The following is a 21299-nucleotide window of genomic DNA, read 5'->3' on the forward strand; positions in this document are numbered from 1 at the left end:
CGGGACAGCGGGCCCGCCCGCCGCTGTTCAGTGGTGGATCGCGCCGGACAGCTCGCCGAGCGGCCGCCCCGTGCCGCCCCAGCGGTGCTGGATGATCTCGGCGGCGATCGAGACGGCCGTCTCCTCCGGCGTACGGGCGCCGAGGTCGAGCCCGACGGGTGAGGCGAGCCGGACCAGGTCGGACTCCCGCACCCCTTCTTCGCGCAGCCGGGCGAGCCGGTCGAGATGGGTGCGCCGGCTCCCCATCACACCGATGTAAGCGGCCGGCGTGCGCAAGGCCGCGACCAGCAGCGGGACATCGAACTTCGGATCGTGCGTCAGGACGCAGACCACCGTGCGCCCGTCGATCTGCGTGTCCGACAGGTAGGTGTGCGGCCAGGCGCAGACGACCTCGTCCGCGGTGGGGAACCGCTCGCGGGTCGCGAAGGCCGGACGGGCGTCGCACACGGTGACCCGGTACCCGAGGAAGGAGCCGATGCGCGCCGTCGCGGCCGCGTGGTCGATCGCGCCGAAGACGAGCATCCGGGGCGGTGGCGCGTACGTCTGGACGAACACGGACACGTCCTGCATCCGGCGCTCCCCGCGCGCCCCGTACCACTGGAGGCCGGTGGCCCCTTGGGCGAGCAGGCCCCGGGCGTCGTCGGTGACCGCCGCGTCGAGCCCCTCGTTGCCGAGCGAGCCCTGTGCGCTGCCGGCCCTGACCACCAGCCGGGCCCCGGCAGCGGCGGAGCCCGGCAGGACGGTGGCCACGGCGACGGGTTCGCCGTCCGCGATCGAGTCCGTGACGCCCCGGAGCCATGCGCGGTCGGCCTCGGCGGCGAAGGGCGCGACCAGGATGTCGATCGTGCCGCCGCAGGTCAGTCCGACGCCGAACGCCTCGTCGTCGCTGATCCCGTACGACTGGAGCTGCGGAGTGCCCGAGGCGAGCACCTCGCCGGCCAGCTCGTACACCGCACCCTCGACACAGCCGCCGGACACGCTTCCCGCCACCGCTCCGTCGGCGGTCACCGCCATCGCGGCGCCCGGGGCACGCGGGGCGCTGCCCCGGACGGCGACGACCGTGGCCAGGGCGAACGGTGTGCCGGCCTCGTGCCAGACACGCAGCTCGGAGAGCAGTTCACGCACGGTAGCGACCTCCTCGGGCCCGGCTCACCCGGCCGGGACGCGGCCCACCCTAGGGCCTGGCGCCGAGGCCCGGCGGCTCAGTCCCGGTCGTACGCGGCGATCAGCTCGCTGCACCGCTTCACGTCGGCGGCCATCGCCACGAGCAGCTCGTCGATCGAGTCGAACTTCAGCATCCCCCGTACGTAGGCGAGGAAGTCCACGGCGACGTGCAGCCCGTACAGGTCGAGGCCGACGCGGTCGATCGCGTACGCCTCCACCGTCCGCTCGGTGGCGTCGAACTGCGGGTTGGTGCCGACCGAGATCGCGGCGGGCATCGCCTCGCCGTTCACGTTCAGCCAGCCCGCGTACACCCCGTCGGCGGGGATCGCGGTGTGCGGCAGGGTCTCCACGTTCGCGGTGGGGAAGCCGAGTTCACGGCCGCGCTGGGCACCGCGGACGACCACGCCCTCGACACGGTGCGGGCGGCCCAGGATCTCGGCGGCGCCGGTCATGTCGCCCTCGGCGACCAGGCGCCGGGTGAGGGTGGAGGAGAACGGCTCGCCGCCGCCCGCCTCGCCGCGCACCCGCAGGTCGATGACCTCGACCTGGTAGTCGTACGTACCGCCGAACTCGGCGAGCAGCCGCACGTTCCCCGCCGCCTTGTGGCCGAAGCGGAAGTTGGGGCCCTCGATGACCAGCTGCGCGTGGAGCTTGTCGACGAGCACCTTCACGATGAAGTCGGCCGGGGCGAGCTTCGAGAAGTCGGTGGTGAACGGCAGGATCAGCAGCGCGTCCACGCCGAGCTCCGCCATCAGTTCGGCGCGCCGGTGGTGGGGGGCGAGCAGCGGCGGGTGGCTGCCGGGCCGGACGACCTCGCTGGGGTGCGGGTCGAACGTCACGACGACCGACGGCACGCCCAGTTCACGGGCCCGCTCGACGGCTCGGCCGATGATCAGCTGGTGTCCGCGGTGCACCCCGTCGTAGGAGCCGATGGTGACGACGCTGCGTCCCCAGTCCTGGGGGATGTCCTCCAAGCCACGCCAGCGCTGCACTCTGACCGCTCCTCGCCCGAACCTGTGTACGTGGGTTTGTCTCTTACGCAGGTCTAAGACTGCCATGCTCACGCTCTGCGGCCTGCATCGGCATGGGCATCGGGGCCCCGAGTGCCTCCACGGTCCGCCACGCGCCGGGACCGACGACCACCGCCCACTCCTGCGGGGCGTCCGCCAGCCACCCGGTGACCATGGCGGCGAATCCGGCCACCTCATGGGCGAGTTCGACCAGTCGCCGGTCGAACCGTGCGGCGCCCTCGGGCGTCCGGACGAGCAGCATCCCGGTGCGGTGGACCAGGGCCCTGGTGCGGGCCCGGCCGCGCCGGGCGCTGCCGGCCGCGGCGGCCCGCAGCAGCGCGTCGAGGACGACCGGGTCCCGGTGCGCAGCGCCCTGTTCGAACTCCAGCAGCACTTCCAGCAGCTCGTCCCGCAGTGGCTGCGAGGCCGGGCTGCCGGGCGAGGCCAGCACCCCGGCGAGCGAACCGCGCACCGGCGCGGGTGCCGGCCGGTCCCGGAGCAGCCCGGTCAGCAGGGGCAGCAGCAGGGCACGGGCGGCGGGCCCGTGCTCCAGCCTGCGGTCGAGGTAGGCGGCGGTGTGGACGGTGTCCTCGGGGTGGCTGTCGACGTAGGTCCGTACGAGCCCGGCGGCGTGCAGGGCGAGCGCGGGGGCGTCGATCCCGGCGAGGGCGCGCAGCACCTCGCCGGCGCTGTCGCCGGATCGCCGGAGGCGCTCGCGGTACGCGGCCAGCACCTGGTCGGGGTGGGTGGGCAGGGCGACGGCGAGCGCGGCCGGGGACAGCCGGGGGCCGCCCTCGGCGAAGGCGCGCAGGGCCTGCGGCAGGCAGCGGTCCCTGGTCTGCGGGTCGGCCACCAGCCGGGTCAGCGCAGGCCCGTGCAGTTCGGTGTCGCCGGGGCGGGCCAGCAGGGCGAGGGCGGAGCGGCGCAGCAGCTCGCGGTCGGCCTCGCGGGTGAGGTTCGGTGCGACGACCGCCCCGTAGGAGGCGGCCGCGATCCGCCGGTCGCGGCGTTCGTCGTCGCGGGACCAGCGCTCGACGGCCCGGCAGAGCGCGGAGGGTTCGTCCTCGGCCAGGGCCGCGAGCAGCTCGACGGCCCGGGGGTGGTCGGTGGAGACCAGCGCGTCGGCCAGGTCGTCCACGGCGAGGTCGCGGCGGGCGTAGAGGAGGTCCTGCGCGGCCGCCGCGACGGTGGGGCGCGGGGCGGCTTCACGGTCGGCCGCGATGGGCTGTTCGTCGGTGAACCAGGTGCACAGGAGCGGCTGGAGGGCACGCGGATGGGCGGCGAGCCGGCGTGCCACCGCGTCCAGGAAGCCCCCGCCGTCGGCGTCGTCCTCGCCGCGTGGCGGTCCGTCGGCGGGGACGAGCCGGCGGAACAGGTCCATCCGGTCCGCCTCGGGCAGCCGCAGCCGCCGCCAGAACCACGGCCCGAACTCCGCGTACACCCCCTGCGGACCGGCCCCGCCGGCCTCGGCGGAACTGCGGACGATGCGCCCGGTGAGCAGCCGGAGCACGCCGAGGTGCGGCCGGGCGTCGGGCACCCGCAGGAGCGTCTCGGCGAGCAGATGCGCGGCCCACCAGCGGGCGTCGGGGGGCGGGCAGCCACCGGCCGAGGACGGCTCGGCGGACGGGGCCTCGGCGGAGGGCGGCTCGGCGGGATCGTCGCCCGGCCGCGCCGCGGTGGCGGTGCTGTTTCCTGAAGCGCCCGGGGCGTCCGGTGACGGGTCCGGTGACGGGTCCGGTGACGGGTCCGGTCCGCCGGTCCTAAGCGCCGTCCCCTCCCCTCCGGCCGGCAGCCGGTCCAGCGCCTCGATCAGGTCGGCCAGCCGGTGGGCCAGCGCGGCGGGGCCCTGGCGGCGGCCCAGGACCAGGAGTGCCTGGATCACGGGTCCGATCCGGTGGCGCGGCACCGGGAGGGTGCGCGGCTCGGTGTCCCCGGCTCCCCCGGCCGGGGCCGCGTGGCCGGCGCCGGGGCCTTCGGCCGTGTCCGGGCGCCGGGGGTGCGGAACCCGGCCGCCGCTCTCCGCCGCCTCGGCAGCGGGGGCGTGCCAGCGGTGCACCAGCGCCCGCAGCGCCGCGTCCAGGTCCAGATGTGCGCCCTGGACCCAGTCCCCCAGCTCCTCGTGCGCGAAGCGGTAGCCCGCTCCCGCCGGGACCAGCAGGCCCTCGGTGAGCACGGCCGACGCCCAGCCCGTGCGCCACGGGAAGACCTGCTCGAACCCGGTCCGGTCCAGCTCCCCCTGCCCCGGCCCGAGGCAGCGCCGGGCCGCCTCGTGGACCTGGCCCGCCACCTGCGCCGCCAGCCGCCGCACCGCGCTGCCCCTCGGGGCCGGCCGGCACTCGGCGGCGATCCGGACCGCGATGCGCAGGCACATCAGGTCCAGGTGGGCGCCGAAGACCTCCTCGGTGTCCGGCCGCCCCGGTGTGTCCGGCGGCAGCGCCTCGCGCACCTCCGCCAGCAGCCGCAGGGTGAGCGGGTGCCGGTCGTGGCCGGCGGCGAGCGCGTCGGGCGGGAGCCCGTACCGCTGCCGGGCGAGCTCGGCCTGACCGACGGTGAGGTCGTCGACGCGCAGGGCGGACGGCAGTCGCCGGGCGGGCCTGGCCGGGCGGTGCAGCGCGTCCGGCGGGCAGAGTGCGCCGGCGGTCTCCCAGTGCTCGGGGCGGCAGGCGACGACGAGCCGTGCCCCGTTCTCCCGGAGCCAGCCGACCGTGCCGGTGCTCCACCGGGCCAGCCGGTGCGCCAGGACGGGCGGCATCTCCTCGGGGCCGTCCAGCAGGACGAGCAGCGGGCTGCCGGAGTCCGCCGCCAGCCGGGCCACCCGTTCCGCGGTGGCGGCGGCCATGTCGCCGAGGGCTCCGGCGGCGGTGACGATGCGCCCGGCCTGCCCGAGTGTGCGGGCGATCGCGTCGGCCACGGAGGTGTCGTCGGCCAGCAGGTCGGCGCCGCGCAGCCACAGGGTGAGCGCGGGCACCGGGCCCCGGGCCCGCCGGGCGGCGAGCGCGGCGAGCTCGGTGGTACGGCCGGTGCCCGGCTCCCCCACGAGGCCGAGGACGACCGCGCTCGCCCGGCCGGCCACCGCTGGTCCGGCGGCGGCGAACGCGCTGAACTCCGCGGTGGTCGCGGGCCGTTCCACCGGATCGGGCCGGACACCGTGTCCGCCCGCCGAGCCGACGGACATGGCGGTCAGCTGGAGGGCTCCGGCCAGGTTCAGATCGCGGCCGTAGCCGGGCACGCTCATGGCGTTGCGCCGCAGCAGCTCGCGCAGGGGTCCGCCGTCGCCCGTCCCGGCCAACGGCACCGCGCATCCGGCGGCGGCGTGGCCGGCCCGCAGGGAGGTGCCGAGCACCGCGATGACCGCGCCGGTGTCCGGGTCGAGGACCGGCCCGCCCACGGCCGCGCCGCCGAGCCGGAGCGCGTCGCTGCCGTCCGTGCCGAGGGCCAGCTCCAGCGCCCGGCCGATCCGGTGGGCGGCGCCGCCGGCCGTGTACGTCACCGGGACCGGGCCCAGGACGCGGGCCTCGCGCCAGCCGTGCGCGGCGATCGTCACGTAGCTGCCGGCCTCGATCCGCTCCCGCTCCACGATGGGCAGCGGCTGCGCGCCCAGCGCCTCCGGCCCGCCGGTGGGCAGCAGCGCGAGATCCAGCTCGGGCAGGGCGGTGATGTCATCGGCTTCGACGCGGCAGCTGCGCCCGTCCGTGCCGTGCAGGACGAGGTGGCCGACCCCGTCGACCGCCTCGTGGCTGGTCACGACCGTGCCCCGGTCGTCAGCGACGAACCCGGTCCCCCTCGGCCGGCCGGCCGAATCGCACAGTCGTACCAGCGTCGCCCGGTCCCCGCATCCCATGATCCGACGTTAGGTCCACCGTGATCGACAAGAGGCCATTGGAGTAAAAGCGCCCCCGTTCGCACCCTTGATTCACTCCGAGCGCCTGCTCAATGGGGTGAATCAGGGGCATTCGATGGACAGGAGGCGATAGGTGCCTGTGGAGCGGGCGTGGGACCCTGCCCGCTCCACAGCGCGGACACCGGAGGCGTTCAGCCGAAGACGGCGAGGCTCTTGGCCTTGCCCTTCTGCTCCTCGACGAGGACCAGGAAGCGCCCGTCGGGCCCGAAGACCGCGACCGGCCCCGGCGGGTAGGCGGGCATGTCGATCCGCATCCCGTTCAGCAGCAGCCGGGCCCGCTTCTCGTCGACGTCCCAGCGCGGGAACGCCGAGGCGGCGGCCTCGGCCACCGGCATCACGGTCAGCTCCTCCTGGTGCTGGTCCAGGGTCCTCGCCCCGTCGAGACCGTACGGGCCGACGCGGGTGCGCCGCAGCGCGGTGAGGTGCCCGCCCACGCCGAGTCCGGCGCCGAGGTCGCGGGCGATGGCCCGGATGTACGTACCGGAGGAGCAGACCACCGAGACGACCAGGTCGACCACCGGGGTGCCGTCATCGGCGACGGCCTCGCGGACGTCGTAGACGTTGAAGGACGAGATGGTCACCGGCCTGGCCGGGATCTCGAACTCCTCGCCGCCGCGCACCCGCGCGTAGGACCGTTTGCCGTCGATCTTGATGGCGCTGACCTTGGACGGCACCTGCATGATGGCGCCGGTCAGCGCGGCGACCCCGGCGTCGATCCCCTCACGGGTCACTCCGGAGGCGTCGGTGGACGAGGTGATCTCGCCCTCCGCGTCGTCGGTGACGGTGTCCTGGCCGAGCCGGATCGTACCGAGGTACTCCTTCTCGGTCAGCGCGAGATGGCCGAGCAGCTTGGTGGCCTTCTCGACGCCGAGCACGAGCACGCCCGTCGCCATCGGGTCCAGCGTGCCGGCGTGGCCGACGCGGCGGGTCCTGGCGATGCCGCGCATCTTGGCGACGACGTCGTGCGAAGTGAAGCCGGACGGCTTGTCGACGATGACAAGGCCGTCCGGCGTCCTGTTGTTCTGCGCTGTCATTCGGAGGCGGTGTCCTCGTCGGTCTCGTCCTCCGGCTTGCGGTACGGGTCGGCGTCGCCCGCGTAAGCGGCGCCCGAGGACGCCTCGCGCACCTTGGCGTCCGAGGCGCGTGCCCGGTCGAGGAGGTCCTCGATCGCCTTGGCGTTCTCGGGGAGCGCGTCCGCCATGAAGGCGAGCGTGGGGGTGAACTTCGTCCCGGCCGCCGCGCCGACCGCCGACCGCAGGATGCCCTTCGCGCTCTCCAGACCGGCTGCCGCGCTCGCCCGGTCCTCGTCGTCGCCGTAGACCGTGTAGAAGACCGTGGCCTCCCGCAGGTCGCCGGTGACGCGGGTGTCCGTGATGGTCACGTGCGTACCCAGGCGCGGGTCCTTGATTCCGCGCTGCAGTTTCTCGGCGACCACCTCCTGGATGAGGTCCGCCAGCTTCTTAGCCCGCGCGTTGTCGGCCACTGGTCCGTCTCCTTCTCGCTTTGGACCCGGCCGGGAGCCGGGGGCGGCGTCGCCCGCCCTCCGGTTCCCGGCCGGTCCTGCTCAATCGTCTTCGTCGCTGTGGAGCCGCCGCCGTACGGACAGCAGCTCCACTTCCGGCCGGCCGGCGATCAGCCGCTCGCACCGGTCCAGTACGTCCGTGAGGTGCCCGGTGTCCCCGGAGACCACGGCGAGGCCGATCTCGGCCCTGCGATGGAGGTCCTGGCCGCCCGTCTCCGCCACGCTCACCGCGTATTTGCGCTGGAGCTCGGCAACGATCGGACGGACCACGGAGCGCTTCTCCTTCAGCGACCGTACGTCGCCGAGAAGCAGGTCGAAGGACAGTGTCCCCACATACATGTATGTCCGGATGTCCCGCCGGTTCGGGTTCGTGCCCCACCAGTGTTTGGCAGGGACACAAGAACCGTACACGGAACGGCCGGGGCCGATCGACGGAAATACCACCCGTCGACCGGCCCCGACTGTTGAGGTACGGGTCAGCCTCGCGGCTTCTCGCGCATCTCGTACGTCGCGATGACGTCGTCGATCTTGATGTCGTTGAAGTTTCCGAGGTTGATACCGCCCTCGAAGCCTTCGCGGATCTCGGTGACGTCGTCCTTGAAGCGGCGCAGCCCGGAGATGTTGAGGCTCTCCGCGATGACCTTGCCGTCGCGGAGCAGGCGCGCCTTGGTGTTGCGCTTGACCTCGCCGGACCGGACCAGCACACCGGCGATGTTGCCCAGCTTGGACGAGCGGAAGATCTCGCGGATCTCCGCCGTACCGAGCTCGACCTCTTCGTACTCCGGCTTGAGCATGCCCTTGAGGGCCGCTTCGATCTCTTCGATCGCCTGGTAGATGACCGAGTAGTACCGGACGTCCACACCCTCGCGGTCGGCCATCTGCTCGGCACGCCCTGCGGCGCGCACGTTGAAGCCGATCACGATGGCGTCGGAGCCGGTCGCCAGGTTGATGTCCGACTCGGTGACCGCACCCACACCGCGGTGCAGGATCCGGATGTCGACCTCTTCACCGACGTCGAGCTGGAGCAGCGAGGACTCGAGAGCCTCCACCGAACCGGACGCGTCGCCCTTGATGATGAGGTTGAGCTCCTGGACCAGACCGGCCTTGAGCGCCTCGTCCAGGTTCTCCAGGGAGAACCGGACACCCTTGCGGGCGAAGTTGGCGTTGCGCTCACGAGCGGCACGCTTCTCGGCGATCTGGCGGGCCGTACGGTCCTCGTCGACCACCAGGAGGTTGTCGCCGGCACCCGGGACGTTGGTGAGACCCAGGACCAGGACGGGGGTCGAGGGACCCGCTTCCTGGACGTTCTGACCGTTGTCGTCGAGCATCGCCCGGACACGGCCGTACGCGTCGCCGACCACCACGGTGTCGCCGATGCGCAGCGTTCCGCGCTGGACCAGGACGGTCGAGACGGCACCCCGGCCTCGGTCGAGGTGGGACTCGATCGCAATACCCTGCGCGTCCTGCTCCGGGTTGGCCCGCAGGTCGAGCGAGGCGTCGGCGGTGAGGACGACGGCCTCCAGGAGAGCCTCGATGTTGAGGCCCTGCTTGGCGGAGATGTCGACGAACATCGTGTCGCCGCCGTACTCCTCGGCCACCAGACCGAACTCGGTGAGCTGACCGCGCACCTTGACCGGGTCGGCACCCTCGACGTCGATCTTGTTGACCGCGACCACGATCGGCACGTCGGCCGCCTTGGCGTGGTTCAGCGCCTCGATCGTCTGGGGCATCACACCGTCGTTCGCCGCCACCACGAGGATCGCGATGTCGGTGGACTTCGCACCACGTGCACGCATGGCGGTGAACGCCTCGTGACCCGGGGTGTCGATGAAGGTGATGCGACGGTCCTCGCCGTTGACCTCGGCGCCGACCTGGTAGGCACCGATGTGCTGCGTGATACCGCCGGCCTCGCCCGCGACGACGTTCGTCTTGCGGATCGCGTCCAGCAGCCGGGTCTTACCGTGGTCGACGTGACCCATGACGGTCACGACCGGCGGACGGGAGACCAGGGCCTCTTCGCCGCCCTCGTCCTCGCCGAACTCGATGTCGAAGGACTCGAGCAGCTCGCGGTCCTCCTCCTCGGGGCTGACGATCTCCAGGACGAAGTTCATCTCGTCCGCGAGGAGCTTCAGCGTCTCGTCCGGGACGGACTGCGTGGCAGTGACCATCTCGCCGAGGTTCATCATCACGCCGACGAGCGACGCCGGGTTCGCGTTGATCTTCTCCGCGAAGTCCGTGAGCGAAGCACCGCGAGACAGCCGGACAGCCTGCCCGTTGCCGCGGGGCAGCATGACGCCGCCCACCGACGGAGCCTGCATCGACTCGTACTCCTGGCGCCTCTGCCGCTTCGACTTGCGACCACGACGCGCGGGACCGCCGGGGCGGCCGAAGGCACCCTGTGTGCCACCACGGGCACCGGGGCCACCGGGACGCCCGCCGAAGCCGGGACGACCGCCGAAGCCGCCGCCACCCGGACGACCGGGAGCGCCACCGCCGCCACCGGGACGGCCGGCGAAACCGCCGCCACCGCCACCGGGACCGGCCGGACGGCCTGCGAAGCCGCCGCCACCGGGACGGCCTGCGCCGCCACCGCCGCCGGGACGACCGCCGCCGCCACCGGGACCGCGGCCACCGCCGGGGCCACCACCGGGACGCGGGCCGGCAGCGGGACGCTGCGGCATCATGCCCGGGTTGGGACGGTTACCGCCGGCGCCGGGGGCGCCGCCGGGACGAGGAGCCTGCGGGCGCGGCATGCCGCCCGGAGACGGACGTGCGCCGCCCTGCCCCTGGGGGCGCGGGGCGCCGCCGGGGCCGCCCTGCGGACGCGGGGCACCGGGGCGCTCCGAGCCGCCACCGGGACGCGGGGCGCCGCCGGGACGGGGCGACTGCGGACGGGCCATGCCCGTCGAGCCACCGGAGGTGAACGGGTTGTTGCCCGGACGGGGACCCGCCGGACGTGCGCCGGGACGCGGGGCGCCCTGGCCTGCGGGACGCGCCGGACGGTCGCCGCCACGGGCACCGTCGCGGCCGCCGTCACGCTGACCACCGTCGCGGCCACCGTCACGCTGACCGCCGGCCGGAGCCGGACGGGCAGGGCGGGGACCCGGTGTGGCACCCGCGGGACGCGGGGCCTGCTGCTGCTGCGGTGCGGCCGGCTGCGCGGGGGCCGGGGCCGAGAACTCGGCCGCGGGCACCGGGGTGACCGGGGCGGGCTTCGCGGGTGCGGGCTTGGGGCCCGGACGCGGGCCCGCCGACGGCGCGGCGGCCGCAGCGGGGGTGCTGCTCGGGGCCTCGTCGGCGGCCGGCTTGGCAGCCGGTACGCCGGGCTTCGGGGCAGCGGGACGTGCCGCAGCGGCCGGGGAGGGCGCTGCGGGCTTCACGGGGGCGGCCTTGCGGGGCGCGCCAGGCTTTGCAGCGGACTTGCCGGCGGCGCTGCCACCGGGACCCTGCAGTGCGTCAGTCAACTTGCGTACAACCGGCGCCTCGATCGTCGAGGACGCCGAACGTACGAACTCACCGAGTTCCTGGAGCTTGGCCATGACGACCTTGCTCTCAACCCCGAACTCCTTGGCGAGTTCGTATACCCGGACCTTAGCCACTTCGCTCCTTTTAGGTCCGGGTTACCGCCGGACCGTCGCTACTTCATGGGCGTACTCATCGCGTACTCATCGAGTGCTCATCGCAATCTCGACCTACTTCCAACTCGCGAGGTACCTGACCGCACGGGGACCCGTGCCGTTCAATTTGCTGTTCCTACGGTGTCACCCGTTCGACGAACCGCTGTACAGCTGCGGGGTCGAACGGCCCCTTGGCCTTGAAGGCCCGGGGGAATGCCCGGCGGCGAACCGCCAGGTCGAGACAGACAGATGCGGGGTGTACATATGCACCCCGGCCGGGCAGCGTACCGCGAGGGTCGGGGACGCAAGCGTCTCCGTCCGCCACGATGCGCAGCAGCTCGCTCTTGGCCGCTCGCTCCCGGCAACCCACACAGGTTCGCTCAGGGCAAGCGCGGGCGTGCGTCCGGCCAGACACGTTTAAGTCTACCTCCCCGTAACGACCTCACCCGTTTGGGGCAGAGATCGAACGGATGTTGTCGTGATCTCAGCGGCATGTCGACGAGATCTATTCCTTGTGGGCCGCTCCGGACCGGGCCTCGGGGCGCTCTTCCGCGCGCCCCGGCCGGTCGCCGGATCAGTTGCGCTCGGCGCGCTCCCGGGCCCGCTCGGCCCGCTCGCGGTCGGCCACGTCGCGCTCGGCGTCGGTCTCGGTGTCCGGGCGGATGTCGATGCGCCAGCCGGTGAGACGGGCGGCGAGACGGGCGTTCTGGCCCTCCTTGCCGATCGCCAGCGACAGCTGGTAGTCGGGCACGGTGACCCGGGCGGAGCGTGCGCCGAGGTCCACGACCTCGACCTCGCTGACCCGGGCGGGCGAGAGCGCGTTGGCGACCATCTCGGCCGGGTCGTCCGACCAGTCCACGATGTCGATCTTCTCGCCGAGCAGCTCGGCCATGACATTGCGCACACGGCCGCCCATCGGGCCGATGCAGGCGCCCTTGGCGTTGAGTCCGGAACGGGTGGAGCGGACCGCGATCTTGGTGCGGTGGCCGGCCTCGCGGGCGATCGCGCAGATCTCGACGGAACCGTCCGCGATCTCCGGGACCTCCAGCGCGAAGAGCTTCTTCACCAGGTTGGGGTGGGTCCGCGACAGCGTCACCGACGGACCGCGCACGCCCTTGGCCACCCGTACGACGTAGGTGCGCAGCCGCAGGCCGTGGGTGTACTCCTCGCCGGGCACCTGCTCCTGCACCGGCAGGATGGCCTCCAGCTTGCCGATGTCGACCAGGACGTTCTTCGGGTCCTTGCCCTGCTGGACGACGCCGGTGACGACATCGCCCTCGTGGCCCGCGTACTCGCCGAACGTGCGGTCGTCCTCGGCGTCGCGCAGCCGCTGCAGGATGACCTGCTTGGCGGTGGTCGCGGCGATCCGGCCGAAGCCCGACGGGGTGTCGTCGAACTCCTTGGGCTCTTGGCCCTCCTCCAGATCGGCCGGGTCCTCCTTGGCCCACACCGTCACATGGCCGCGCTCGTCCAGCTCCACGCGCGCCCTGCGGTGGCTGCCGTCGGTGCGGTGGTACGCGATGAGGAGGGCCGACTCGATCGCCTCGACGAGCACGTCGAACGGGATCTCCTTGTCCTGCGCCAAGCCCTTCAGAAGCTTCACATCGATGTCCACGGCTACGCCTCCTCTTCCTTCTTGTCCTTGCGGTTGAATTCCAGCTCCACGCGCGCCCTGGCGATCTCCGTGAAGGCGATGCGGCGGGACGTGGGCTTGCGGCCCTTGACGCCCGGGACCTCGAGATCGAGGCCCTCCTCGTCGACCGCGAGGATGCGGGCCACCAGCTCGCCGCCCTCGTTCAGGGTCAGCCTGGCCAGGCGGCCGGTGTTGCGTACGTAGTGGCGGTGCTCGGTCAACGGGCGGTCGGCGCCGGGAGAGCTGACCTCCAGGACGTACTCTTCCTCGCCCATCGCGTCGGTCTCGTCGAGCTTCTCGGAGATCGCGCGGCTCAGATCCGCGCAGGTGTCGAGCTCCACGCCCTCTTCGGAGTCCACGATGATCCGCAGCACCCGGCGGCGGCCGGCCCGGGACACTTCGATCTCTTCCAGATCCAGCTGCTCGGCGCTGACGAGCGGTTCTACCAGCCCGCGCAGCCTCTCGCTCTGGGTGGTGCTCATCCGGGTGACTCCTCGGCCGCGTGTGCTGTTGTGGGGATCGTCGCGTGTCTGGGTCAAAGGGTATCCGGTCCCAGGGGGTGTTGCCGTCCGCCGGCCCCGCGAGCGCGGGTACGCTCGCCTGCGGTGATCACTTCCGGACACATCCGGTCAAGACAGGTCCAGGCCCGAAGGAGAACAGGTGCGGCGCACGGGGACGACGCGCAGGGGCGCGCTCACCGCGACGGGAGCGATCGCCATGGGGGCGGTGCTGGCCGGCTGCGGAGACGGCGCCGACGAGAGCGGCGGCCGGAAGGGCTCGGCACCCGCCGACGCCCGGACCGCCTCCGACAGTGCCTCGGCGGTACGGGCGGAGACCTCGCTCCGGAAGAAGGCCGCCGGTGTGTCCGCGTCCCTGCTGGGGCAGTACGAGAACGTGCTCGCCGCCCATCCGGCGACCTCGGCCGGACTCACCCCGCTGCGCGACGCCGTACGTGCCCACGTCCAGGCCCTCGCCCCGGGCGGCGGGGCCTCGCTCGAATTCGTCCGCACCCGGCCCGCAGGCAGCCCCCCGGAGGCCGTCAAGGCCCTGGCCGCCGGCGAGCGCCGCGCCTCGGCCGCGCACACGGCGGCCCTGCTGGACGCGCCGCCGGAGCTGGCCCGGCTGCTCGCCTCGGTCGCGGCGGCCGCTTCGGCGCACTCCTACCTGCTGACCGAACTGGCCAAGGAGACGAAGGCGTGAGCGACAAGGACCTGCGCGACGCGACGCTGAAGGCCGCGCAGGCGGCCCTGGCCGCCGAACACGCCGCGGTATACGGGTACGGGGTGGCGGGCGGCCGGGTCGCCGCGGACCGCCGCGCCGAGGCCACCGCCGCGCACCACGCCCACCGGGCCCGCCGCGACGCGCTGGTGCGCACCGTGCGCGGCCTGGGCGGTGAACCGGTGGCGGCGGACCCCGCGTACGCTCTGCCGTTCGCGGTGCCCGGCGCGGCCGCGGCGGTGCGGCTCGCCGCCGTGCTGGAGGACCGGGTGGCGGACGTCTACTCCGACCTCGTACGGGCCGCCGACGGGCCGCTGCGGCGGGATGCCGCGGACGCGCTGCGGGAGGCCGCGGTGCGCGCGGTTCGCTGGCGGGGCAGCGGCGTACCCTTTCCCGGGCTCGTCGAGCGGGCCGCCGACGGTTCCCGCAAGGACGGTGCCGGTGAGAAGGACGAGGCGGCGGGTACCGACGCGAAGACCGGCCCGGACGCGAAGGGCCGGAACGGCGCGTCGCACTGAAGCAGGCTCTGAAAGGGAACACGGCACGTATGGGTTTTGAACCGCCGCAGCGTCTGGTGCGAGCGCTCGGCGAGTCGTACGGGGGTACGGCCGCCGGGGAATGGCTCGCGGAGCTTCCCGAACTGACCGAACGAGCCCTGGCAGGACGGGACCTGTCCGTGGACCGGGTCGCCGCCCCCGGCGGGCGCAGCAGCCTGGTCCTCCTGGTGCGGGGCGGTGACGGCGCCCCGGCGGCGCTGAAGATCTCTCCGTCGGGGGCCGCGCCCGAGCTCGAAAGGGCGGCGCTGGCGCACTGGGGCGGCTGGGGCGCGGCCCGGCTGGTCGCGCCGGGTGAGGATCTGCTCCCCGGACAGGCCGGGGCCGGCGCCCTGCTCCTGGAGCGGCTGCACCCCGAGGTGTCGCTGCGTTCGCTGCCGGAGGCCAAGGCCCTGCTGGAGGCGGCGGGCACGGTACGGCGGCTGTGGGTCGAGCCGCCCGCCGCTCACGCCTTCGAGACGGTCGCGGAGCGGACCGCGCTGCGGACCGGGCCGATGCGGGCCGCAGCCGAGGCCGATCCGGATCTCGGCCCCCTGGTCACCGCGGCGCTGGCGGCGCGCGAGGAACTGCTCGCCCACTCCCCCGAGACCCTGCTGCTGCACGGCAACTTCCGGCAGAGCAAGGTGCTCGCGGGCGAGCGCGCGCCCTGGCTGACCGTGGGCCCCGAGCCGCTGGTCGGCGAGCGGGCCTACGACCTGGCGCGGCTGGTGCGCGACCGGGTGGAGGACCTGATCGCCTCCTCCGGCGGAGCGATGACCGCCCGGCGCAGGATCAAGCGCCTCGCGGAGGCCCTCGAGGTGGACCGCGAGCGGCTGCACGGCTGGACGCTGTTCCGCGCGGTGGAGTCGGGCACCCGGGCGCTCGCCGCGGGCCGCCGCCAGGAGGGCGAAGTGACGCTGGAGTTCGCGGGCTGGCTGTAGCCGGACGCGGGCGGCCGGGGTGCGGGCCGTCCGATGGGTCCCGGGTCCTGAAGCTCCTTGACCTGAAGCGCGATTGAGCTTCTAGCGTGTCGTCGGGTTCATCATCCGACGACGGGAAGACGCTCATGATCCTCGTGACCGGCGCCACCGGGAACATCGGCCGTGCCCTGCTGAAGGAACTTCACGCACACGGTGCCGGGCCGCTCCGGGGGCTCACCCGCGATGCCTCACGGGCCGTCCTGCCCGACGGGGCCGAGGCCGTACGGGGCGACTTCACGGATCCGGCGTCGCTGAAGCCCGCACTGGACGGGGTGCGCTCGATGTTCCTGGTCTCGCGCCTCGGCCCGGACGCCGACATCCTCGAAGCCGCCCGGCGGGCGGGGGTGGAGCACGTCGTGCTGGTGTCGTCCATCACCGTCCTGACCCACCCCCGCCTCGGCCCCGCCGGCGAGAACCTCGCGGTGGAGCGGCTGCTCAGGGCGAGCGGCATGGCCTGGACGGTCCTGCGGCCGACACAGTTCGCCTCGAACGCCCTGATGTGGGCGGGCACCGTCCGCGGCCACGGAACCGTTCACGCGCCCTACGCCGACACGCCGCTGCCGACGATTCACCCGGCGGACATCGCGTCGGTGGCACGGGTGGCGCTGACCGAGCCCGGCCACCGGGGCCGGACCTACGCCCTGACCGGTCCGGAGCCGGTGACCGCCCGGCAGCAGGCCGAGGCCATAGCCGCCGCGCTGGGCCGGGAGGTCCCCTTCGCCGGGATCAGCCGCCAGGAGGCGTACCCGCAGATGGCCGCGGTCTTCGGGCCCGAGGCCGCTGACGCGGTGCTCGACGTCACGGGCGGCGACGTGAACGACGAGCTGCTGACGGTGCGCGACACGGTCTCGCGGGTCACCGGAGCACCTGCCCGCCCCTTCCGGCAGTGGGCCGCGGAGAACGCCGACGCCTTCCGCTGAATCGCCTGGGCCTGTCCCGGCAGCACTTCGTCCCGCCGGAGGAACCGACGGGACGAAGTGCTGCCGGGACAGGGCCCGTACGGCGTTGCGGGGTGGTCAGCCCTGCTGGGTGAGGCGGGCGATCGCCTCGTCGACGGTGAGCTCCTCGCGCTCGCCGGTGCGGCGGTCCTTGAGCTCCAGGACGCCCTCGGCCGAGCGGCGGCCGGCGACCAGGATCTGCGGGACGCCGATCAGCTCGGAGTCGGTGAACTTGACGCCGGGCGAGACGCCCGCGCGGTCGTCGACCAGGACGCGCAGACCGGCCGCGTTCAGCTTCTCGGAGACGTCGAGGGCCAGCTCGGTCTGGAGCGCCTTGCCCGCGGCGACCACGTGCACATCGGCCGGGGCGATCTCACGGGGCCAGCACAGACCCTTGTCGTCGGCGGTCTGCTCGGCGAGCGCGGCGACGGCGCGGGAGACGCCGATGCCGTACGAGCCCATCGTCACGCGGACGGGCTTGCCCTGCTGGCCGAGGACGTCCAGGGAGAAGATGTCGGCGTACTTGCGGCCGAGCTGGAAGATGTGGCCGATCTCGATGGCACGGTCCACCTGGAGGCCGGCGCCGCACTTGGGGCAGGGGTCCCCGGCCTCGACGACCACGACGTCGAGGTAGTCGTCGACCTCGAAGTCACGGCCCGCGACGACGTTCTTCGCGTGCTTGCCGTCCTTGTTGGCACCCGTGATCCACGCGGTGCCCGAGGCGATGCGCGGGTCGGCGATGTAGCGGACCTTCTCCAGGCCCTGCGGGCCGACGTAGCCGCGCACCAGGTCGGGGCGGCCGACGAAGTCCTCGGCGGTGACGAGCTCGACGACGGCGGGGGCCAGGTGCTCACCGAGCTTGCCGAGGTCGACCTCGCGGTCACCGGGCACGCCCACGGCCACGATCTCGCCGTCGACCTTGACCAGGAGGTTCTTCAGGGTGGCGGAGGCCGGCACGCCCAGGTGGGCGGCGAGGGTCTCGATGGTCGGGGTGTCGGGGGTGTCCAGCTCCTCGACGGGACCGGCCGCCGAGCCGTCGGCCGGGGTGGCGTTGAACGTCACGGCCTCGGTGTTGGCGGCGTAGTCGCAGTTCGGACAGTCGACGAAGGTGTCCTCGCCGGCGGGCGCGGGCGCCAGGAACTCCTCGGAGGCCGAGCCGCCCATGGCGCCGGAGACCGCGGAGACGATGCGGTGGTCGAGGCCGAGCCGCTCGAAGATCCGGATGTAGGCGGCGCGGTGCAGCTGGTACGCCTCGGCGAGACCCTCGTCGGTGGTGTCGAAGGAGTACGAGTCCTTCATCTGGAACTCGCGGCCGCGCAGCACTCCGGCGCGGGGGCGGGCCTCGTCGCGGTACTTGGTCTGGATCTGGTAGAGGATCACCGGCAGGTCCTTGTAGGACGAGCACATGTCCTTGACGACCTGGGTGAAGATCTCCTCGTGGGTGGGGCCCAGGAGGTAGTCGGCGCCTTTGCGGTCCTTGAGCCGGAACAGCAGGTCGCCGTACTCGTCGTAGCGGCCGCTCGCCTCGTACGCCTCCTTGGGCAGCAGCGCGGGGAGCAGCACCTCCTGGCCGCCGATGGCGTCCATCTCCTCGCGGACGACGCGGCTGACGTTCTCGAGGACCTTCTTGCCCAGCGGCAGCCAGGACCAGATGCCGGCGGCGGTGCGGCGTACGTATCCGGCCCGGACGAGCAGCTTGTGGTTGAGCGTCTCGGCGTCCGCCGGGTCGTCGCGCAGTGTCTTGATCATCAATCGGGACATGCGCTGGACCTGGGCCATGGTGAACTCCTGCTCGGAAGGGTGGTGTGCAGGAGGTTAGCCGGGCGGCACGGGCGGGCGGAAATCGATTCGCTCAGCCACGCTCCGCGCGGAGCAGCGGAAGCGGTGCTCCCATGACCGCGTACGGCTTGGGAGCGCTGGGGAAGAGCACCTGCCGGGCCAGGTCGCGGTAGCCGAGCGAGCGGTACAGACCCCGGGCCGGGCTGTCCGTGTCGATCGCGGAGAGGATGGAGCGGGGCTGCTCCACGGCGTCGGTGATGGTGGTGATCAGGGTGCGGCCGATCCCGTGGTTCTGGAACTCGGGGTGGACGTGCAGTTCGGTGATCACGAAGGAGTCGTCGAGCCAGTGCGCGGAGCCGGTGGCGCGCAGGCAGGGCTCGACGACGGTGGACCACCAGTGGCCGCGTTCGTTCGGCATGCCGTAGACGAAGCCGACGAGCCGGTCGTCCGGGGTGAGGGCGCCGAGCGCGCGGGCGCAGGGGTGGTCGAGGTGTCTGAGGACGATGTGGCGGCGTACTTCGATCTCGTCGGGGCCGAGGCCGAAGGCGACGGCCTGGACGGCGAGCGCCTCGTCCACGCGTGCGGCGAGATCGATCGGTCCGATCCGGACGCTGGGTGTGTGGGGGCCGCCCCCGGAAGCTGCTGCCATGGACAGACCCTACTGTCCGTGGCGGTGGGCGGGGTACGGGCCGGCGCGGAACGGATCGGGGGCCGGGTCAGAATTGGGGGCCGGGTCAGAACAGCACGCTCATGAACGCGCCGACCTCGCGGAAGCCGATGCGGCGGTAGGACCTGCGCGCGGGGGTGTTGTAGTCGTTCACGTAGAGGCTGACGACCGGGGCGATGTCGGCCAGCGCGTAACGCAGGACGGCTGCCATACCGGCCTCGGAGAGGCCCCGGCCGCGGAACTCGGGGGCGACCCAGACGCCCTGGATCTGGCAGGCCTGTGCGGTGGTGGCGCCGATCTCGGCCTTGAAGACGACCTTGCCGTCCTCGATGCGGGCGAAGGAGCGGCCGGCGGCGATGAGCTCCGCGACGCGGGCCTGGTAGAGGAGTCCGCCGTCGCCGGCGAGCGGGGAGATGCCGACCTCCTCGGTGAACATGGCGACGCAGGCCGGCATCAGGATGTCCATCTCGTCCTTGCGGACGCGGCGGACCAGTGGATCGGGTGTCACGTCGGCTGCGGGGTTCTCGGTGACCATGAGGGGCTGGTTGGCCCGGACCTCGCGGGCGGGGCCCCAGCCCGGTTCGAGGAGCCGCCACAGCTGTGCGGTCGGCTCGGCGGGGCCGACGATCGAGGAGCAGCGGCGGCCGGCCCGGCGGGCCCGGTCCGCGAAGGCCCTGACGGCTTCGGGGCCGGCGCAGATGGGGACGAGGTTGGCCCCTGAGTAGCACAAGGAGCGCAGCCGCCCGTTGGCGTACCAGCCCCACATCTCGCCGCCGAGGCGCCATGGGTCGAGGCCCGCGATCTGGACCCGGGAGGTCACGAAGGCGTTGGCTACTGGTTCGCTCTCCAGCACCGCGAGCGCGGCGCCGAGGTCGCTGGGTTCGAGGACCCGAGTGGTGGTCTGCGTCAACACGAGGGGGCCTCACCATGCGGTCTGCTGATTTCCGCACTGTACCCAAAGAGGCCGGGAGACGCCGCTCGTGGCCGTGAACAGCTTGCGCGGAACGCGGTGACCTCGCTCACGGACAACGCCCCGCGGAGCTGTGGGCTCCGGCGGGGCGCTGTCGTGGGTGTCATGGGTGTCATGGGTTCAGCTGATGGAGACCTCGGGCTCGCCGGAGGCGATGCCGTCCTTCTCCATCTGTTCGGCGATCTTGAGGGCTTCCTCGATGAGGGTCTCGACGATCTTCGACTCGGGCACCGTCTTGATGATCTCGCCCTTGACGAAGATCTGGCCCTTGCCGTTGCCGGAGGCGACGCCGAGGTCGGCCTCGCGGGCCTCGCCGGGGCCGTTGACGACGCAGCCCATCACGGCGACGCGGAGCGGCACCTCCATGCCCTCCAGACCGGCGCTGACCTGGTCCGCGAGCTTGTACACGTCCACCTGGGCGCGACCGCACGACGGGCAGGACACGATCTCGAGGCGGCGCTGCTTCAGGTTCAGCGACTCCAGGATCTGGAGCCCGACCTTGACCTCCTCGGCCGGCGGCGCGGACAGCGAGACGCGGATCGTGTCACCGATGCCCTCGCTGAGCAGGGCGCCGAAGGCAACGGCGGACTTGATGGTGCCCTGGAAGGCCGGTCCGGCCTCGGTGACGCCGAGGTGGAGGGGGTAGTCGCTCTGCGCGGCGAGCTGGCGGTAGGCGTTGACCATCACGACCGGGTCGTTGTGCTTGACCGAGATCTTGATGTCGCGGAAGCCGTGCTCCTCGAAGAGGGACGCCTCCCACAGGGCCGACTCGACGAGCGCCTCGGGCGTCGCCTTGCCGTACTTCTTCAGCAGTCGCGCGTCCAGCGAACCGGCGTTCACGCCGATCCGGATCGGGGTCCCGGCGTCCTTGGCGGCCCGCGCGATCTCCTTCACCTTGTCGTCGAACTGCTTGATGTTGCCCGGGTTCACGCGCACCGCCGCGCAGCCCGCGTCGATCGCCGCGAACACGTACTTCGGCTGGAAGTGGATGTCCGCGATCACCGGGATCTGCGACTTCCGGGCGATCGTCGCGAGGGCGTCCGCGTCGTCCTGGGTCGGGCACGCCACCCGCACGATCTGACAGCCGGACGCCGTCAGCTCCGCGATCTGCTGGAGCGTGGCACCGATGTCCGACGTGCGCGTCGTCGTCATGGACTGCACCGAAACCGGCGCGTCCCCGCCGACCGCCACCGACCCGACCTGGATCTTGCGGCTGACCCGCCGTACGGCGAGCTGGGTCGGAACGGTAGGCATTCCGAGAGAAATCGCAGTCATGCGCTGAGCATCCCCAAGGTTTGGATCAACGTCCCGAGATCGGCGGGCTCCGGCTTTCGAGGTTACGGCACCGAGGACAAGCTGAGGCACAC

General features: G+C 72.9%; 18 protein-coding genes. 4 read left to right on the plus strand and 14 right to left on the minus strand.

What is annotated here, in order from left to right; translation table 11 throughout:
- Positions 1-27: 27 nt before the first annotated feature.
- From EDD93_RS00105 to rimP, 10 genes are all read right to left on the minus strand, one after another.
- Positions 28-1125, minus strand: coding sequence for an XdhC family protein (locus EDD93_RS00105; protein WP_123523216.1), 1098 nt, complete (start codon positions 1123-1125; stop codon positions 28-30).
- Between the two features lie 77 nt (positions 1126-1202).
- Positions 1203-2156: a bifunctional riboflavin kinase/FAD synthetase gene (locus EDD93_RS00110; protein WP_123523217.1), complete on the minus strand. Its 954-nt coding sequence runs from the start codon at positions 2154-2156 to the stop codon at positions 1203-1205.
- Positions 2157-2199: 43 nt separating this feature from the next.
- Complete coding sequence (locus tag EDD93_RS00115; protein WP_123523218.1) at positions 2200-6015, minus strand: serine protease; 3816 nt, start codon at positions 6013-6015, stop codon at positions 2200-2202.
- 191 nt (positions 6016-6206) lie between these two features.
- A complete protein-coding gene (truB, locus tag EDD93_RS00120; RefSeq protein WP_123523219.1) occupies positions 6207-7109 on the minus strand; it encodes a tRNA pseudouridine(55) synthase TruB in 903 nt (300 codons plus the stop codon).
- A complete protein-coding gene (gene rbfA / locus EDD93_RS00125; protein ID WP_123523220.1) occupies positions 7106-7558 on the minus strand; it encodes a 30S ribosome-binding factor RbfA in 453 nt (150 codons plus the stop codon). Before rbfA ends, truB begins: the two co-directional genes overlap by 4 nt.
- Before the next feature lie 81 nt (positions 7559-7639).
- Entirely contained in the window at positions 7640-7936 is a 297-nt protein-coding gene (locus EDD93_RS00130) for a DUF503 domain-containing protein (protein ID WP_073739168.1), read from the minus strand.
- A 137-nt stretch (positions 7937-8073) separates the two neighbouring features.
- Complete coding sequence (gene infB / locus EDD93_RS00135; RefSeq protein ID WP_123523221.1) at positions 8074-11196, minus strand: translation initiation factor IF-2; 3123 nt, start codon at positions 11194-11196, stop codon at positions 8074-8076.
- A gap of 154 nt (positions 11197-11350) precedes the next feature.
- Positions 11351-11629 (minus strand): YlxR family protein, encoded by a 279-nt coding sequence (locus EDD93_RS00140; protein WP_072489326.1) that lies wholly within the window; start codon positions 11627-11629, stop codon positions 11351-11353.
- A 159-nt stretch (positions 11630-11788) separates the two neighbouring features.
- Positions 11789-12829 carry a transcription termination factor NusA gene (nusA, locus tag EDD93_RS00145; RefSeq protein WP_073739165.1) on the minus strand — a complete coding sequence of 347 codons (1041 nt, stop codon included), beginning with the start codon at positions 12827-12829 and terminating at the stop codon, positions 11789-11791.
- A 2-nt stretch (positions 12830-12831) separates the two neighbouring features.
- The gene (gene rimP, locus EDD93_RS00150) at positions 12832-13329 is read right to left on the minus strand and encodes a ribosome maturation factor RimP (protein ID WP_123523222.1); all 498 of its coding nucleotides are present in this window, start codon (positions 13327-13329) and stop codon (positions 12832-12834) included.
- 178 nt (positions 13330-13507) lie between these two features.
- On the opposite strand from rimP, the gene EDD93_RS00155 reads away from it, so the two are divergent.
- From EDD93_RS00155 to EDD93_RS00170, 4 genes are all read left to right on the plus strand, one after another.
- A complete protein-coding gene (locus EDD93_RS00155; RefSeq protein ID WP_123523223.1) occupies positions 13508-14047 on the plus strand; it encodes a hypothetical protein in 540 nt (179 codons plus the stop codon).
- A gap of 11 nt (positions 14048-14058) precedes the next feature.
- Positions 14059-14583 (plus strand): ferritin-like domain-containing protein, encoded by a 525-nt coding sequence (locus EDD93_RS00160; RefSeq protein WP_123527513.1) that lies wholly within the window; start codon positions 14059-14061, stop codon positions 14581-14583.
- A 29-nt stretch (positions 14584-14612) separates the two neighbouring features.
- A complete protein-coding gene (locus tag EDD93_RS00165; RefSeq protein WP_123523224.1) occupies positions 14613-15539 on the plus strand; it encodes an aminoglycoside phosphotransferase family protein in 927 nt (308 codons plus the stop codon).
- A gap of 125 nt (positions 15540-15664) precedes the next feature.
- Entirely contained in the window at positions 15665-16498 is an 834-nt protein-coding gene (locus EDD93_RS00170) for an NAD(P)H-binding protein (RefSeq protein ID WP_123523225.1), read from the plus strand.
- A gap of 96 nt (positions 16499-16594) precedes the next feature.
- Here the strand turns inward: EDD93_RS00170 and EDD93_RS00175 are convergent, their stop codons facing one another.
- From EDD93_RS00175 to ispG, 4 genes are all read right to left on the minus strand, one after another.
- The gene (locus tag EDD93_RS00175; protein WP_123523226.1) at positions 16595-18295 is read right to left on the minus strand and encodes a proline--tRNA ligase; all 1701 of its coding nucleotides are present in this window, start codon (positions 18293-18295) and stop codon (positions 16595-16597) included.
- 73 nt (positions 18296-18368) lie between these two features.
- Positions 18369-18944, minus strand: coding sequence for a GNAT family N-acetyltransferase (locus EDD93_RS00180; protein ID WP_123523227.1), 576 nt, complete (start codon positions 18942-18944; stop codon positions 18369-18371).
- 85 nt (positions 18945-19029) lie between these two features.
- A complete protein-coding gene (locus tag EDD93_RS00185) occupies positions 19030-19872 on the minus strand; it encodes a GNAT family N-acetyltransferase (protein ID WP_123523228.1) in 843 nt (280 codons plus the stop codon).
- A 180-nt stretch (positions 19873-20052) separates the two neighbouring features.
- Entirely contained in the window at positions 20053-21207 is a 1155-nt protein-coding gene (gene ispG, locus EDD93_RS00190; RefSeq protein ID WP_123523229.1) for a flavodoxin-dependent (E)-4-hydroxy-3-methylbut-2-enyl-diphosphate synthase, read from the minus strand.
- Positions 21208-21299 lie beyond the last annotated feature (92 nt).

The organism is Streptomyces sp. 840.1 (assembly GCF_003751445.1).
GTDB lineage: Bacteria > Actinomycetota > Actinomycetes > Streptomycetales > Streptomycetaceae > Streptomyces.

Excerpts from the sequence above, each read along its gene's own strand:
- EDD93_RS00130 (WP_073739168.1), bottom strand. The coding sequence starts at position 7,936 with ATGTATGTGGGGACACTGTCCTTCGACCTGCTTCTCGGCGACGTACGG.
- EDD93_RS00180 (WP_123523227.1), bottom strand. The coding sequence starts at position 18,944 with ATGGCAGCAGCTTCCGGGGGCGGCCCCCACACACCCAGCGTCCGGATC.
- EDD93_RS00175 (WP_123523226.1), bottom strand. The coding sequence starts at position 18,295 with ATGGCCCAGGTCCAGCGCATGTCCCGATTGATGATCAAGACACTGCGC.
- EDD93_RS00115 (WP_123523218.1), bottom strand. The coding sequence starts at position 6,015 with ATGGGATGCGGGGACCGGGCGACGCTGGTACGACTGTGCGATTCGGCC.
- rimP (WP_123523222.1), bottom strand. The coding sequence starts at position 13,329 with ATGAGCACCACCCAGAGCGAGAGGCTGCGCGGGCTGGTAGAACCGCTC.
- ispG (WP_123523229.1), bottom strand. The coding sequence starts at position 21,207 with ATGACTGCGATTTCTCTCGGAATGCCTACCGTTCCGACCCAGCTCGCC.
- truB (WP_123523219.1), bottom strand. The coding sequence starts at position 7,109 with ATGACAGCGCAGAACAACAGGACGCCGGACGGCCTTGTCATCGTCGAC.
- EDD93_RS00170 (WP_123523225.1), top strand. The coding sequence starts at position 15,665 with ATGATCCTCGTGACCGGCGCCACCGGGAACATCGGCCGTGCCCTGCTG.
- EDD93_RS00165 (WP_123523224.1), top strand. The coding sequence starts at position 14,613 with ATGGGTTTTGAACCGCCGCAGCGTCTGGTGCGAGCGCTCGGCGAGTCG.